Origin of the sequence: Bradyrhizobium jicamae (assembly GCF_001440395.1) — a bacterium.
Classification (GTDB): domain Bacteria; phylum Pseudomonadota; class Alphaproteobacteria; order Rhizobiales; family Xanthobacteraceae; genus Bradyrhizobium; species Bradyrhizobium jicamae.
This window is the reverse complement of the sequence record NZ_LLXZ01000114.1, coordinates 15,670-30,230: the sequence shown is the minus strand read 5'-3', so window position 1 is coordinate 30,230 and position 14,561 is coordinate 15,670. Positions and strand designations below refer to the sequence as shown.

The window sequence follows — 14,561 nt, the reverse complement described above, 5'->3', positions numbered from 1 at the left end:
CCGCCGCCTCCACCGCCTCCCCTGCCGCAGCCCGACCGCGGCTTCGAGGAAACCATCGGCACCCGCTGGGTGGTGTGGGTCGGCGGCCTGACGCTGGCGCTCGGCGGCTTCTTCATGGTGCGCTATTCGATCGAGGCCGGTCTGCTCGGCCCCGGCGTGCGCACCATTCTCGGCGGCCTGTTCGCGCTCGCCCTGCTGCTTGCGGGCGAATGGACACGGCGCAAGGAAAGCATGTCTTCCATTGCCGCGCTGCCGATCGCAAACATCCCGGCCATCCTCACCGCCGCGGGAACGGCAGTGGCCTTTGCCACCGTCTACGCCGCCTACGCGCTGTACGGCTTCCTGGTGCCCGCCACCGCGTTCATCCTGCTCGGTCTGGTGGCGATGGGTACGATGGCCGCGGCGCTGCTGCACGGACCGGCGCTGGCTGGACTTGGCGTCGTCGGCGCCTTCGTGACGCCGGTCCTGGTCTCCTCCGGCAATGCCGACTACTGGGCGCTCTACATCTATCTCGCGATCGTCACCGCCGCCGCTTTCGGCCTCGCACGCGTGAGACTGTGGCGCTGGCTCGCCGTCACCACGATCGTGTTCGCGCTGCTGTGGACGTTCCCCTGCCTGCAATGCGGCCCCTCGATGGTCGGCCCGCATGCGTTCCACGTTCTCGTCGGCTTCATTCTCGCCGCGCCACTTGTCGTCTGCGGCTTCATGTTCGGCCCGCCCGCCGACGAGGGACAGGTCGAGCCGATCTCATCGGGCTCGCTCGCGGCCTATTTGTTCGGCGCCACCTTGATCGTGCTGGGCAGTTTTCATGCCGACACCGCGATGATCGTGTTCGGCCTGCTGGTGGCCGGCAGCCTTGTCGTCGCCTGGCGCAGCGATGCCGCGGCTGGCGCCGTTGGAGCCGCGGCTGCATTGGTCTTCGTTGTGTTCGCCGAATGGGCCGTTCGCGCCAATTCCGACATGCTGGTGCTGCCCGGCGGACCGTTGTCAGGCATCGGGCCGAACGCAACGGACGGATCGGTGTCGCTGCACCTGATCTCGGCCGCGATCTTCGCGGCAGGCTTCGGCGTGGCGGGATTCCTCGCGCAGGGCCGCTCTGTGGGGCCGGTCATACCGGTGATCTGGTCGGCCGCGGCGGTGTTCACGCCGCTGGCGCTTCTGGTCGCGCTCTACGCCCGTATCGCGCAACTCGACCGCTCGATTCCGTTTGCGATCCTCGCGGTCGCGCTCGCCGCGGCCTATGCCGCCGCGACCGAGATCCTCTCCAAGCGCGAGGACCGCCCGGGATTGCAGGCCTCGATCGCGCTGTTTGCCACCGGCACGCTCGCCGCGCTGGCGCTGGCGCTGACCTTTGCGCTGGAAAAAGGCTGGCTGACGATTTCATTGGCTTTGATGTCGGCAGGCACCGCCTGGATTTCGACACAGCGGCCGATCCCGTTTCTGCGCACGCTCGCTGCCATCCTCGCCGGCATCGTGGTGCTGCGGATCGCTGACGATCCGCGCATTGTCGGTTCCGCGGTCGGTACCACGCCGATCTTCAACTGGCTGTTGTGGGGCTACGGCATTCCAGCGCTCTCGTTCTGGGCCGGAAGCATCTTCCTGCGCCGCGGCGGCGACGACGCGCCGCTGCGGACGGTGGAGGCGGCGGCGATCCTGTTCACGGTGTTGCTGGCGTTCATGGAAATCCGCCATGTCGTCAATCAGGGCGACGTCTATAGCCAGAGCGCTGGCCTCACCGAGATTGCGTTGCAGGTCTGCGTGGCACTGGCGATGGCAATCGGGCTTGAGCGCCTGCGCATCCGTACCGGCAGCGTGATTCACAACGCCGGCGCAATTCTCCTCACGGTGTTTGCCGGCCTGGCGGCGTTGTTCGGGTTACTGGGACTGGAAAATCCGATTCTCTGGCATATCGACGTCGGCGGCACGGTCATCAACCTGCTGCTGCTGGGCTACGCCCTGCCCGCGGTGCTCGCGCTGCTATTGTCCTATGCCGTCGCCGGACACCGTCCGGTCGCCTACGCCAACACGATCGCGGGAGCGGCGCTCATTCTCGCGCTGGCCTATGTGACGTTCGAGATCCGGCGGCTCTACCACGGCCCGTTCATCGCCGAGGGTCCGACCACCGCCGCCGAGCAATACACCTATTCGATCGCATACCTGGCGTTCGGTGTCGTGCTGCTCGGGATCGGCATCCTCTTCAACTCGGAGCGCGCGCGGCTGGCGTCCGCGGTGGTCATCGGACTGACGATCCTGAAAGCCTTCCTGATCGACATGTCGACGCTGACAGGTGTCTATCGCGCGCTGTCCTTCATGTGCCTCGGCCTGGTGCTGGTGGCGATCGGCTGGCTGTACCAGCGGATCCTGTTCCGCAGGCAAGCGTCGGCGCCGCCGCCTGCGCCGGCGGTCTCCCCGGGAGGCTAACTAGCGCATGCCGGTCAGGCAGCGCGCACCGACTCGAGGAATTTGGCAACCTCGACCTTGAGACGGTTGCTGTCGCCCGACAGCAACTGCGCCGCGGACAGAACGTGCGACGAGGCGGTCTCCGTCTCGGTCGCGCCGCGCTGCACGTCGGTGATGTTGGCAGAGACCATCTGCGTGCCCTGCGCCGCCTGCTGCACGTTGCGGGAGATTTCCTGCGTAGCCGCGCCCTGCTCTTCCACGGCGGCTGCGATCGCCGAGGAAATTTCAGACAGCTTTGCGATCGTGCCCGATATCTCCTGGATGGCGTTCACGGAATCCTGTGTCGCCGACTGGATGCCGGTGACCTGCTGGCCGATCTCGCCGGTCGCCTTCGCGGTCTGTTCGGCGAGCGCCTTGACTTCCGACGCCACGACCGCAAAGCCGCGGCCGGCCTCGCCGGCGCGCGCCGCCTCGATCGTCGCGTTGAGTGCGAGCAGGTTGGTCTGGCCTGCGATGGTGTTGATCAGCTCGATCACGTCGCCGATGCGGGCAGCCGCCTTCGACAATTCGCCGACGCGATCATTGGTCCTCGCGGCCTGATCCACCGCATCGCTCGCCATCCGCGCGGATTCCTGTACCTGGCGGCTGATCTCGTTGACCGAGGACGCCATCTCCTCGGTTGCGGATGCGACCGACTGCACGTTGGTGGAGGCCTCTTCCGAGGCCGCCGAGACGGTGGTGGCGAGTTCCTGCGCGCGTTCCGCCGTCGAGGTCAGCGTGCCTGCGGAAGCTTCCAGCTCGGTCGAGGCCGAGGAAACGGTTTCGACGATCTCGCCGATCATGGCTTCGAAATCCCGCGTGATGCCGTCGACGCGGCGGCCGCGTTCGATCTTGGCTTCGGCGTCGCGGGCCGCGGCTTCATCGGCGGCCTTCTTGGCGATCAGCGCATCCTTGAACACCTGCAAGGCATCGGCCATGGCGCCGATTTCGGTCTTCTCGCCGCGGCGCGTTACTTGGGCAGCGAGGTCGCCGCTTCCGAGCGCCTGCATCGGCTGCACGATGGAGGCAATCCCGCGCGAGAGATCGCGAACCAGATACATGCCGACGCCGACGCCGCAGATGACGACGGCAGCGACAATGCCCAGCACGACCCAGAACGCGAAATTATAACCTTCCGCGGCCTGTCTGGTCGCGGTATCCGCACCTGCATTGTTGAGGTTGATGGATTTTTCCAGGAACGCATCGGATTCGGCGGCGATCACCGCGACCTTCTTGGAGATGGCCTCGCTCGCCTCATGCGGAATCCGCCCGATGCTCTGGCGCGACAATTCGATGACTTCCTGCACACCCGTGATGTACCTGTCCCAGGCGCGCGCCCAGTTGTCGTAGATCGAGCGCTCTTCGGGAGTAGAGATCAACGGCTCGTAAGTCTTACGATCCTTCGCAATCCGCTCGAGGATACCGGCCAGCCGCTTGTCGTTGGCGGCCTTCGCATCCAGCGTTTCCGCCATCACATGGGCGCGCAGCGCAATACGGAACAGGTTGATGTCCGCGCGCAGCTCGCCAAGCACGCGGACGCTCGGAAGCCAGCTCGTGGCGATTTCCACCGTGTGGGCGTTGATCACCTGCATGCTGCGGATTGCGAGCAGGCCCATGCCGGACATCGCGATCAGCATGAATGCGATCACGGCGATGACCTTGGCGCGAATGGAAAGTGCGGACATGGCTGACCCTCAAAGGCTGGAGACAGGCGCCGCTGAATTATGAGGAACCGCCGTCAAATTTCGATGCGCCGGGAATATTCGGCAACCGTAGCGCATCAGTTTCCAAGCGATAGTTAACTGGAAGCTCAGTAAAATTACCCGGATGCGTAAAAGTACCCGGATACAGGCGTGCGTTGCGATGGAGTGCTAACGGACTGACTCGGCGACCAGACGAATCCTGAACACCGGCTTCTTGGCTTCGTCCAGAAGCTCCATCTGCCATTCGGCATTCTGTTTCAGGCTGCGTGAAAGGCTGCCGAGCAGGTTGCCGCAGACCTTGGTCATCTCGGACCAGGCGGCTTCGCGGCTTTCGAATTCGGATCCCTGATCAGACGCGCCCGTGTAGCGACCATGGCTGATCCGAAAAAAATACAGCGGCATGATTGTTCTCATGTGTTGGTCCGCCCCGGCCTTCCCCTTGCCGGCCACCACTTGGAACCAGATTCGCTACCAGGACATGAATGCGCCAGCCCGTATGACTACGGGTTCGCATTAGCCAATAGTCGGGGATGGTGGATGATCCGGCCGCGCCCGTGGCCCACGAGGCGGCCGGCTTGTCGACCCGGTTACTGCCGCTGTTGCGCGATCAATCGGTCGAGCGACGCAGCTCCGGGGCGCTCTCGGGTGCAGACTTGGCCGGCTCGGACTTCACCGGCTCGAGCTTGGCCCTCTCGACCGCAGGCGTTTCGACCCGTGCGGTGACTTCGGCACGTGCGTCGACCGTACGCGGCGCCTCCTCCCGGCGATGCAGCGAGCGCGGCCGCGCCACCGAGCGCGCCATCAGCATCTGCGAGGCGCCCTGATGACGGAAATCGCAATAGGCGAAGCCCATGCCCGAGACCGAGCCGCGGAACGAGCGATCGTCCCGCTTGTCGAGATTGAAGCACGGCTCGAACGGCAGCCCCTTGATGGAAGCGCAGACGGCCTGGCCGCGAATCTGCAGCGTGTTCCCGGGCAGGCGGACATGGCGGATAGGCCCCGAGCCGCTGAACTGGATGGAACCGGCCGCGCCGAGATCGTCGAGAATGCGGCCCGCCCCGCGGGTGCCATCAAAGCAGGTGAAGGCGAAGACCTTGCCCGACACAAACCTGCGCGCCTCGTCGGCATTCATCATCCCGGCCATCGCAGGAACGATCATTGCGACTGCCGAGACGGCCCCCAGAACCAAACGCGCAAGCATGCAGCTACTCCAACTTGAACAAGAGCGCGGGCGCCCGCCTTTACCCCGTGCTTACCATACCAACCGTGGCAACATTGGAGCACGTTGGTTGGTAAAGTCTGAACACCCTTAGAGAATTTTTACCACGATTCGACCGCGGACCTTGCCTGCGAGAATTTCGGCACCCGCGCCGATCACCTGATCCAGGCCTATTTCGTGAGTAATATCAGCTAGTTTACCCTTATCCAAATCGTTGGCAAGGCGGTTCCAGGCGAGCTTGCGCTGCTCGATCGGACACATCACGGAATCGATGCCGAGAAGGCACACCCCACGTAAAATGAACGGCGCGACCGACGACGGTAAATCCATGCCGGCCGCGAGGCCGCAAGCCGCGATAGCTCCGCCATATTTGGTCATCGAAAGCAGGTTGGCGAGCGTGGTCGAGCCAACGCTGTCGACGCCGCCCGCCCAGCGTTCCTTCGCCAGCGGCTTGGCGGGCCCGGCGAGTTCGGCGCGATCGATCACCTCGGCGGCGCCGAGCCCCTTGAGGTAGTCCGCCTCCGATGTCCGCCCGGTGGACGCGATGACGTGATAGCCGAGTTTCGACAACACGGCGGTCGCGACCGAGCCGACGCCCCCGGCCGCACCGGTCACCACGACCGGGCCGCTCTTCGGCGTCAGGCCGTGTCTCTCCAGCGCCAGCACCGACAGCATCGCGGTGTAGCCGGCGGTGCCGATCGCCATCGCATCGCGCGCGGAGATTCCGTCGGGCAGCCGCACCAGCCAGTCACCCTTGACGCGCGCCTTCTCGGCGTAGGCGCCGAGATGGGTCTCGCCCATTCCCCAGCCGTTGCAGACGACCTTGTCGCCGGCCTTCCAGGCGGGATGAGAGGATTGCTGGACGGTGCCTGCGAAATCGATGCCGGCGATCATCGGGAAACGCCGCACCACCGGCGCCTTGCCGGTGACGGCGAGACCATCCTTGTAGTTCAGCGTCGACCACTCGACCGCGACGGTGACGTCGCCTTCCATCAACTCGGCTTCGTCGAACTGCGTCAGCGCGGCGGTGGTGCCCTTGTCCGCCTTGTCGATCCTGATGGCCTTGAACGTTCCCACGGCAACCTCCCGGACTTGCGTTGATCGCCCACGCGTCATGACCGGGGTTTGTCCCGGGCATGACGAAAAGCGGTTTGAGAGGCTGTTTACCGCATCAGGCGGGTTGTGCAACCGGGCGCGCGACCGGCTGTTCGACGATCGGCAGGTTGATCAGCGCCGACAGCACACCGAACAGGATCGAGAGCCACCAGATCGGCGTGTAGGAGCCGAACTGCTCGAACACGATGCCACCGAGCAAAACGCCGAGGAAACCGCCGACCTGATGGCTGACGAAGGCAAAGCCATACAGCGTCGCGAACCAGCGCGTGCCGAACATCAGCGCCACCAGCGCCGAGGTCGGCGGCACCGTCGAGAGCCAGGTCAGGCCGGAGACGGCGCCGAACATGATCGCCGAGAATGTCGTGATCGGAAACGAGATGAAGGCGATGATCGCCAAAGCGCGGGCAAGGTAGATCAGCGAGAGGATGTAGCGCTTCGGGTACTTGTTCTGCAGCCAGCCGACGCTGAGCGAGCCGATGATGTTGAACAGACCGATCGCCGCGACCACCCAGCCGCCGGTCTGCGATGACACGCCCTGATCGGCGAGATAGGCGGGCAGATGCACCGTGATGAAGGCGAGCTGGAAGCCGCACGTGAAGAAGCCCAGCACCAGCAGAACATAGGAGCGATGCCCAAACGCCTCCGCCAGCGCGGTCTTGAACGACTGCTGATCGGCGGCAGAAACGTTCGACGACGATGTCGTCGATGGCGGCGTCGCGATCGCCAGCGACAGCGGTATGATCAGGAGCATCAGCAGTGCAAAGACCGTCAGCGCCGCCTGCCAGCCGAAATTGTCGATCATGGCGACGCCAAACGGTGCGAACAGGAACTGGCCGAACGAGCCGGCCGCGGTGCCGGCGCCGAGCGCGATGCCGCGCCGCTCCGGCGGCAACAGTTTGCTGAACGCCGACAGCACGAGATTGAACGAACAGCCTGATAGCCCGAAGCCGATCAGGACGCCGGCGCCGATATCGAGCGACAGCGGCGCCGTGGAGTAGCGCATTAGCAGCAGGCCGCCGGCATAGAGCAACGCGCCGACGATCATCACCCGCAGGATGCCGAAACGATCGGCGATGGCGCCTGCGATCGGCTGCCCCAGTCCCCATAGCAGGTTCTGCAGCGCCAGTGCGAGGCCGAAGACGTCACGGCCCCAGGCGAACTCGCGGCTCATCGGCTGGACGAAGAAACCGAGGCTGGAGCGCGGCCCGAAGCTCAACAGCGCAATGGCGCAGCCACAAATGATGATGACGAGCGGCGTGCGCCAGGTGCCGGAGGAAGGACTGGTATCGCCGGTCGTTGCAGCCATTGGTTTCCCCTTGGGCGAGTCCGCGCCCGTGATGGCCGCGCGAAACGTTACGGTGAGTTAATGCAGATGCATGAAAACCCCAAGGGGGCGGAAGAGAAAAATTTTCCGCTGCAGGGCAGCTCTGCAAAATTGGCGAGGGCAATGAGAGCAATATTAGGGGCCGGGTCGCTCGCCGAGATGTCGTCCCTGCGAACGCAAGGACCCATACGCCGCGGCCGCGCGATTTGAGGAGGCGCTCGCCGCTCGGCTTCGTCCAACAACCACCGCCGGTGGTTATGGGTCCCTGTGTGCGCAGGGACGACGGATGAGTTACCGCTTCACACTCGCCTGCTCGGCCGAGCTTTGCGCGGCTTCGGCGAGCTTGGCGGAGATCGCGGCGGTCTCGGCGGCGGTGCCCCAGCTTGGCGCATCGCTGCCATTGCCCCAGGCGCGCGGCCGATAGAAGGTATGTACGCCGGTCTTGTACATCTTCTTCATTTCACTGACCCAGGACGGGCGCACCCAATAGGCGTGGTAGTGCGTCGACTTGTCGACCTCCGGCAGCCAGACCTGGCCGTCGAGCATCGCCTTCGCGATCTTCTTCGCGCGCTCCCACATGTCGGGCTCGCGGATGACGTCCTTGTTGTTGTCGCAAGCGAAGGTGAACTGGCACGCCAGATGGCGGTGCTTGTTCTGGTAGACCACGCCGCACACGGTGTCAGGATATTTGCCGGAGAAGGCGCGGTTCAAGACCACCTGCGCCACCGCCATCTGGCCGCGCACGGCTTCGCCACGGGCTTCGAAATAGACCGCTTCGGCGAGGCACTTCTCCGACTTGGCGCGCGATTTCTCATCGAACAGGCCGAGACGCTCGGCCGGTGTCTTGGCGCGCTGGTTGTCGGCGTTGACTTCGCCCTTTGGCGCGACGCTCTCGCCCATCTCGCCCGCCCGCACCGGCCCGTCGGCGTCGACGGGGAGCGATGCCATCACCTTCATATCAGGATCGGGCCGCGTGACCGGCATGACGATGACCGGCTCTTCACCGGGCTGCCAGCGTTCGATGCTTTCGGGCGAGCCGAGCGATGAGCCGAAGAACAGGCTCGAGGTCTTGAAGGAAAAACCATCGCGCGGTGGCGTCGCCGCTTTCGGCGCGACCTTGAGTTGGTCCTGCGGCTTGCTCTCCAGCGAGAGCGACATATCCAGCGGCGGCGCGTTCAGTGCGGCCTGCAGCTCGGGATCGAGCGGCGCGCGCTCGACCGGGGGCGCGGTCTCGGCGGTCTTTGCTTCGGCGGTTTTGGCGCCCTTGACCGATGAATTTGATGTTGCGGGATCCTCGATCGCCGGCGCGCGCTCGGCCGGGCCTGTCGTCTCCGCTGCCGGCGGAGGCGGCGCGATGACGAGGCGGTCGCCCTTCAGCGTGCGGTCAACCTTGGGAAAGTCGGCGGCGTGATAGCGCGGCGGCGGCGCGACGATGGGATTGCGCGTCACCGAACCGGTGATGTCGATACCCTGATTGTCTAGGCTGGCGAGACGGTAGGTCGCGGTTTGCGGCGACGAGGTGCCGATCGGACGCCCGAAGGAGAACGTCGCGACCTGGATGGTGCTGCCGGCGGAGGAGAACACACGCTTCTGCCAGCGCTCGGCAACGCCCGGCTGGCGCGCCAGCAGCGAGGCGATATCCTGATATCCGATCTCGGTCGGCATCAATGCGAAGATGCAGAGACCGAAGCCGAAGAGCGCGAACCGCGCGCCCTTCGGCTGGTTACGCAACACAAACATTGTACGCTCACGCAACGCTTACACGGGCCGAACGTCAGTACATCCGTGCAATTCGACCTTTTCTGTTGGTATCGAATTTAGGTTGCCGGGGAGTTAATCGGCGTGGCGCGTGCGCTACACGCAAGAGATCGCGCGAATTTCGCGAGATGTACGAGAAGTGTTGGTAAACAGGCGCGCGATGAAAGTGGTAAATATCCCGTCAACGAAGATGATGAAGAAATTTTCGCGCACGTATGGGCGTGCACGCGTACATCACCTATGGGTCGCGAGTTCCAATTCACGATAGCATGCTGAGTATTTCAGCGTCATTGCGAGCGAAGCGAAGCAATCCATCGCCGCGGCATAACGGATAGATGGATTGCTTCGTCGCTTCGCTCCTCGCAATGACGGCTCTCACATGTGTGCAAAAACACGAATGCCCGGGACTGGCCCGGGCATCACGTCGTCTTTGTGATTGGCGATGCGAAAAAACTTACGCCTGGCTCACCACCGTCTTGCCCAGCGCCGCCTGCGCTGCGGCCAGCCGCGCGATCGGCACGCGGTAGGGCGAGCACGAGACGTAGTCGAGCCCGATCTCGTGGCAGAATGCCACTGATGCAGGATCGCCGCCATGCTCGCCGCAGATGCCGACCTTGAGATTCGGCCGGACCTTGCGGCCGCGGGTGACGCCGATCTTCACGAGCTCACCGACGCCGTCGCGATCGACCGAGATGAACGGATCGATCTCGAGGATTCCCTTGCTGACATAGGTGCCGAGGAAGCTCGCAGCGTCGTCGCGGCTGATGCCGTAGGTGGTTTGCGTCAGGTCGTTGGTGCCGAAGGAGAAGAACTCCGCGGTCTGCGCCACGTCGCCAGCCATCAGGCACGCGCGCGGCAACTCGATCATGGTACCAACTTGATAAGCGAGCTTCTTGCCGGTCTCCTTCATCACCGACTGCGCGGTGGCGTCGATGCGCGCCTTGACCAGATCGAACTCGGCCTTGGTCGCGATCAGCGGCACCATCACCTCGAGGCCGACGGCCTTGCCGGTGCGCTTCTCGGCTTCGACTGCGGCCTCGAAGATCGCGCGCGCCTGCATCTCGGCGATTTCAGGGTAGGCAATCGCAAGACGGCAGCCGCGGAAGCCGAGCATCGGGTTGAACTCGGCGAGATCGCGGGCGCGATCGGCGAGCTTGCGCGGATCGGTGTTCATTGCGCGCGCGACTTCCTCGATCTCGGCCTGGGTGTGCGGCAGGAACTCGTGCAACGGCGGATCGAGCAGACGGATCGTGACCGGCAGGCCCTTCATGATCTCGAACAGCTCGACGAAGTCGGCGCGCTGCATCGGCAGCAGCTTCGACAGCGCGGCGCGGCGCGACTGCTCGTCCTCGGAGAGGATCATCTCGCGCACGGTGCGGATGCGGGTCTCTTCGAAGAACATGTGCTCGGTGCGGCACAGGCCGATGCCCTCGGCGCCGAACTTCACCGCGGTGCGCGCGTCATCGGGCGTATCGCCGTTGACGCGGACGCCGAGCTTGCGGACGGCATCGGCCCAGCCCATCAGCGTGCCGAACTCGCCCGACAGTTTTGGCTCGATCATCGGCATCTTGCCGGCCAAGACCTGGCCGAGCGAGCCGTCGATGGTGATGACGTCGCCGGTCTTGAAGGTGCGCGAGCCGATGCTCATGGTGCCGCGGCCGTAATCGACGCGGATCGCGCCGCAGCCGGAGACGCAGGGCTTGCCCATGCCGCGGGCGACCACGGCGGCGTGCGAGGTCATGCCGCCGCGGGTGGTGAGAATACCCTCCGCCGCGTGCATGCCGTGAATGTCTTCCGGGCTGGTTTCGACCCGCACCAGAATGACGTTGCGGCCGTCGGCCTGAAGTTTTGCGGCTTCATCCGACGAGAACACGATCTCGCCCGATGCCGCGCCCGGCGAAGCCGGCAGGCCGGTTGCGATCACGTCGCGCTTGGCCTGGGGATCGATGGTCGGGTGCAGCAACTGATCCAGCGACGCCGGATCGATCCGCATCACCGCGTCCTTTTTCGAGATCAGGCCTTCATTGGCGAGTTCGACCGCGATGCGCAGCGCCGCCTTCGCGGTGCGCTTGCCGCCGCGGGTCTGCAGCATCCACAGCTTGCCCTGCTCGACCGTGAACTCCATGTCCTGCATGTCGCGGTAGTGCTTCTCGAGCATCGTGTAGATGCGCGTCAGTTCCTTGAACGCCTCCGGCATCGCGCTTTCCATCGATGCCTTGTCGGAGCCGGATTCCTGGCGCGCTTCCTCGGTGATGTCCTGCGGCGTGCGGATGCCCGCCACCACGTCCTCGCCCTGCGCGTTGATCAGGAATTCGCCGTAGAGCTTGCTCTCGCCGGTCGAGGGATTGCGCGTGAACGCAACGCCGGTCGCCGACGTCTCGCCCATGTTGCCGAACACCATGGCCTGTATGTTGACAGCCGTGCCCCACGACTCCGGAATGTCGTGCAGTTTGCGATAGGTCACCGCGCGCGCGTTCATCCAGGATGAAAACACCGCGCCAATCGCGCCCCACAATTGCTCGTGCGGATCCTGCGGAAAATCCTTGCCGGTCTCGCGGGCCACCGCTTCCTTGTACTTGCCGACCAGCTCGACCCAGTCGTCGCCGGTGAGGTCCGTGTCGAGCGTGTAGCCCTGGCTGTCCTTGAAGGTGTCGAGGATGTCCTCGAAGTGATGATGCTCGAAGCCGAGCACCACGTCCGAATACATCGTGATGAAGCGGCGATAGCTGTCATAGGCAAAGCGCCGGTCGCCGGAGAGTTCGGCGAGCGCTTCGACCGTCTTGTCGTTGAGGCCGAGGTTGAGGACGGTGTCCATCATGCCCGGCATCGAGGCGCGGCCGCCGGAACGGACCGACACCAGCAACGGATTCTTCGAATCGCCGAACGCCTTGCCGGTCAGCTTGCCGACATGTTCGAGCGCCTTCTCGACCTGCGTCTTCAACGCGGCCGGATAGGATTTGTCGTGCGCGTAGAAATAGGTGCAGACCGAGGTCGGAATGGTGAAGCCGGGAGGCACCGGCAGGCCGAGATTGGCCATCTCGGCGAGATTGGCGCCCTTGCCGCCGAGCAGATCGCGCAGGCCCGCTTTGCCCTCCGCCTTGCCGTCCCCGAAGGTATAGACCCACTTGCCGGATTTTACCGCCTCAACAGCCGGTTTGCGGACCGGAGCCTTCTTGGCGGCGACCTTGGCGACCGGCTTGGCCGGGGCCTTGTTCAGCGCCTTGCGGGCTGCAGGCGCAGCGGCGGCCTTGGATCGGGCGGATGGCTTTGATTTCGCTACAGATTTCACTGCAGCCTTCTTGGACTTCGCGACGGCTTTGGCCATGGATTCCAACTATCCGAAAAAGGGAGAAGATTGCGCGCCTTACACCATTTTGAGGGGTTCCGCGCAAGCCGCGAAACCCCGCTTTCCCGCGCTAGAACCTAAACATCTTGAGCACGCCGAGGCCCACCAGCCCGACGAAGATCAGGTAGATCGCGACGATGTAGTTCAACAGCCGCGGCATGATCAGGATGAAGATCCCGGCGAGAAGGGCAACGATCGCGGGAACATGCGCAGCGGTGATGGTCATTGGAATCTCCGGGTGATCGGGGGATGGGAATTCGAATCGAGGGCGGCAACTTAGCCGCTGGCGCGGCGCCGGAATAGCAAGACGCTTAAGCCCTTCAAGGGGTTCCAGCCTCCGCAACAATTCCCCAGAAATGCCTCGGATGAGGCCGCACTTTTCCGGAACAATGCCGCACGGGATGAATTGGCCCGCATTGTGTGCGCTGGCAAAGCCGGCGCCTCTTCTCGCGAAGGAGTAGATCATGCGGAACAGACTATTTGCCATCGCGGCGATCGCCGGGGCGATGGCCGCCCCGATCGCGGCTCAGGCGCAGACCACGATCGGCACAGCCGGCGGCAGCACTGTCGTCGTCGGCGAACATGAAGGCATCGTTGCCGACCAGCGTCCCGCCTTCCGCGAATATATCGTGCGTGAGCGCGTGCCGAACTACACGATCTCCGAGCGCGTAGTCGTCGGCGGCGTGCTGCCGGAAACCGGCGTGACCGTTTACGACGTGCCGCAATCATTCGGCATGACGCCCTATCGCTACACCGTGGTGAACGGCCAGACGATATTGGTCGAACCGCGTTCACGTCGCATCGTTCAGGTGGTCGATTAGACCTCAGTAGCCTGAACGATAGGTCCGGGCGCCGCGCAAGCGGATGTGCGCGAGATACGACCGGACAAAAGCCCCGCCTGGCGTCCCCTCCAGGCGGGGCTTTCGTTTGCCTGTCCCCGGACGCGGTGCCGTAGGGTGGGCAAAGGCGCGATTGCACCGTGCCCACCATTTCTCCGAACCGTTGCTTTGAATGGTGGGCACGCTGCGCTTTGCCCACCCTACGGGACACAGGCTACTCGCGTATTTCGAGCCCCGCCTTCTTCACCACGAGCCGGTGGATCCTCTTCCCCGATGAGGCACTGACGATCTCCTCGTCGAGCAACACGACCGCATCCTTCAGCTCCGCCCGCACGACCGCCGGATCGAACGCGACGTAGAGCCGGCCCTGCGCGTCGCGCTGATCGGCACCCTCGGTGACGCGCCAGCTCAGATAGAGGATGCCGCTGGGCTTGACGATATCGAGCAGGCGGCGAACCGATGCCGCGATCTCCTTGCGGCCGAGATGCATGATCACGGTTTCGCACAACACGTTGTCGAAGGTGCCGATGCCGTTCAGATCGGGCAGTTCGGCATGCGCGAACTTGTAGGAGGGATAGCGCCGGCGCGCTTCGCTGAGCAGGCCTTCCGAGGCATCGAAGCCGGCCGCCGAAAAACCGTTCGCGTGAAGCCAGGCGACCTCGCGGCCGCAACCGCAGCCGATATCGGCCGAATTGCCGCCGCGCACAAAAAACCGCTCGACGATTTCCTGCAGGTCGACCGGCGCCGGCTGGCCGAGCCAGTCCTTCGCGAACGCCGCCGCATCCTGGTCATAAGCGGCGAGCGTCTGACGATCCAT

General features: G+C 64.4%; 11 protein-coding genes. 2 read left to right on the top strand and 9 right to left on the bottom strand.

Features of this window, described 5'->3' with window-relative positions:
- The coding region (locus CQ12_RS18670; protein WP_057836769.1) for a DUF2339 domain-containing protein at positions 1-2,421 on the top strand (2,421 nt) is incomplete at its 5' end.
- A 14-nt stretch (positions 2,422-2,435) separates the two neighbouring features.
- On the opposite strand, the gene CQ12_RS18665 is transcribed toward CQ12_RS18670, so the two are convergent.
- The 8 genes from CQ12_RS18665 to CQ12_RS42465 form a co-directional block, all read right to left on the bottom strand.
- A complete protein-coding gene (locus CQ12_RS18665; protein WP_057836768.1) occupies positions 2,436-4,124 on the bottom strand; it encodes a methyl-accepting chemotaxis protein in 1,689 nt (562 codons plus the stop codon).
- Between the two features lie 186 nt (positions 4,125-4,310).
- The gene (locus tag CQ12_RS18660) at positions 4,311-4,544 is read right to left on the bottom strand and encodes a DUF6894 family protein (RefSeq protein ID WP_057836773.1); all 234 of its coding nucleotides are present in this window, start codon (positions 4,542-4,544) and stop codon (positions 4,311-4,313) included.
- A gap of 205 nt (positions 4,545-4,749) precedes the next feature.
- On the bottom strand, positions 4,750-5,343 hold the full coding sequence (locus tag CQ12_RS18655) for a hypothetical protein (protein ID WP_057836767.1): 594 nt from the start codon (positions 5,341-5,343) through the stop codon (positions 4,750-4,752).
- Between the two features lie 108 nt (positions 5,344-5,451).
- On the bottom strand, positions 5,452-6,438 hold the full coding sequence (acuI, locus tag CQ12_RS18650; protein ID WP_057836766.1) for an acrylyl-CoA reductase (NADPH): 987 nt from the start codon (positions 6,436-6,438) through the stop codon (positions 5,452-5,454).
- A gap of 94 nt (positions 6,439-6,532) precedes the next feature.
- A complete protein-coding gene (locus CQ12_RS18645; protein ID WP_057836765.1) occupies positions 6,533-7,783 on the bottom strand; it encodes an MFS transporter in 1,251 nt (416 codons plus the stop codon).
- A 309-nt stretch (positions 7,784-8,092) separates the two neighbouring features.
- Complete coding sequence (locus CQ12_RS18640) at positions 8,093-9,541, bottom strand: cell wall hydrolase (protein WP_057836764.1); 1,449 nt, start codon at positions 9,539-9,541, stop codon at positions 8,093-8,095.
- A gap of 472 nt (positions 9,542-10,013) precedes the next feature.
- Entirely contained in the window at positions 10,014-12,884 is a 2,871-nt protein-coding gene (gene ppdK / locus CQ12_RS18635) for a pyruvate, phosphate dikinase (RefSeq protein WP_057836763.1), read from the bottom strand.
- Positions 12,885-12,975: 91 nt separating this feature from the next.
- Positions 12,976-13,131 carry a DUF3096 domain-containing protein gene (locus CQ12_RS42465; RefSeq protein ID WP_083519361.1) on the bottom strand — a complete coding sequence of 52 codons (156 nt, stop codon included), beginning with the start codon at positions 13,129-13,131 and terminating at the stop codon, positions 12,976-12,978.
- Positions 13,132-13,369: 238 nt separating this feature from the next.
- Between CQ12_RS42465 and CQ12_RS18630 the strand changes: the two genes are divergently transcribed.
- On the top strand, positions 13,370-13,726 hold the full coding sequence (locus tag CQ12_RS18630) for a DUF1236 domain-containing protein (RefSeq protein WP_057836762.1): 357 nt from the start codon (positions 13,370-13,372) through the stop codon (positions 13,724-13,726).
- A gap of 232 nt (positions 13,727-13,958) precedes the next feature.
- Here CQ12_RS18630 and CQ12_RS18625 read toward each other — a convergent pair whose 3' ends face one another.
- Positions 13,959-14,561, bottom strand: a complete 603-nt coding sequence (locus CQ12_RS18625) for a class I SAM-dependent methyltransferase (RefSeq protein ID WP_057836761.1) — start codon at positions 14,559-14,561, stop codon at positions 13,959-13,961.

What these genes read in the sequence shown, in the direction of transcription:
- CQ12_RS18665 (WP_057836768.1), bottom strand. Translation starts at nt 4,124, where the DNA reads ATGTCCGCACTTTCCATTCGCGCCAAGGTCATCGCCGTGATCGCATTC.
- CQ12_RS18660 (WP_057836773.1), bottom strand. Translation starts at nt 4,544, where the DNA reads ATGCCGCTGTATTTTTTTCGGATCAGCCATGGTCGCTACACGGGCGCG.
- CQ12_RS18655 (WP_057836767.1), bottom strand. Translation starts at nt 5,343, where the DNA reads ATGCTTGCGCGTTTGGTTCTGGGGGCCGTCTCGGCAGTCGCAATGATC.
- CQ12_RS18645 (WP_057836765.1), bottom strand. Translation starts at nt 7,783, where the DNA reads ATGGCTGCAACGACCGGCGATACCAGTCCTTCCTCCGGCACCTGGCGC.
- CQ12_RS18640 (WP_057836764.1), bottom strand. Translation starts at nt 9,541, where the DNA reads ATGTTTGTGTTGCGTAACCAGCCGAAGGGCGCGCGGTTCGCGCTCTTC.
- ppdK (WP_057836763.1), bottom strand. Translation starts at nt 12,884, where the DNA reads ATGGCCAAAGCCGTCGCGAAGTCCAAGAAGGCTGCAGTGAAATCTGTA.
- CQ12_RS42465 (WP_083519361.1), bottom strand. Translation starts at nt 13,131, where the DNA reads ATGACCATCACCGCTGCGCATGTTCCCGCGATCGTTGCCCTTCTCGCC.
- CQ12_RS18630 (WP_057836762.1), top strand. Translation starts at nt 13,370, where the DNA reads ATGCGGAACAGACTATTTGCCATCGCGGCGATCGCCGGGGCGATGGCC.
- CQ12_RS18625 (WP_057836761.1), bottom strand. Translation starts at nt 14,561, where the DNA reads ATGGATCGTCAGACGCTCGCCGCTTATGACCAGGATGCGGCGGCGTTC.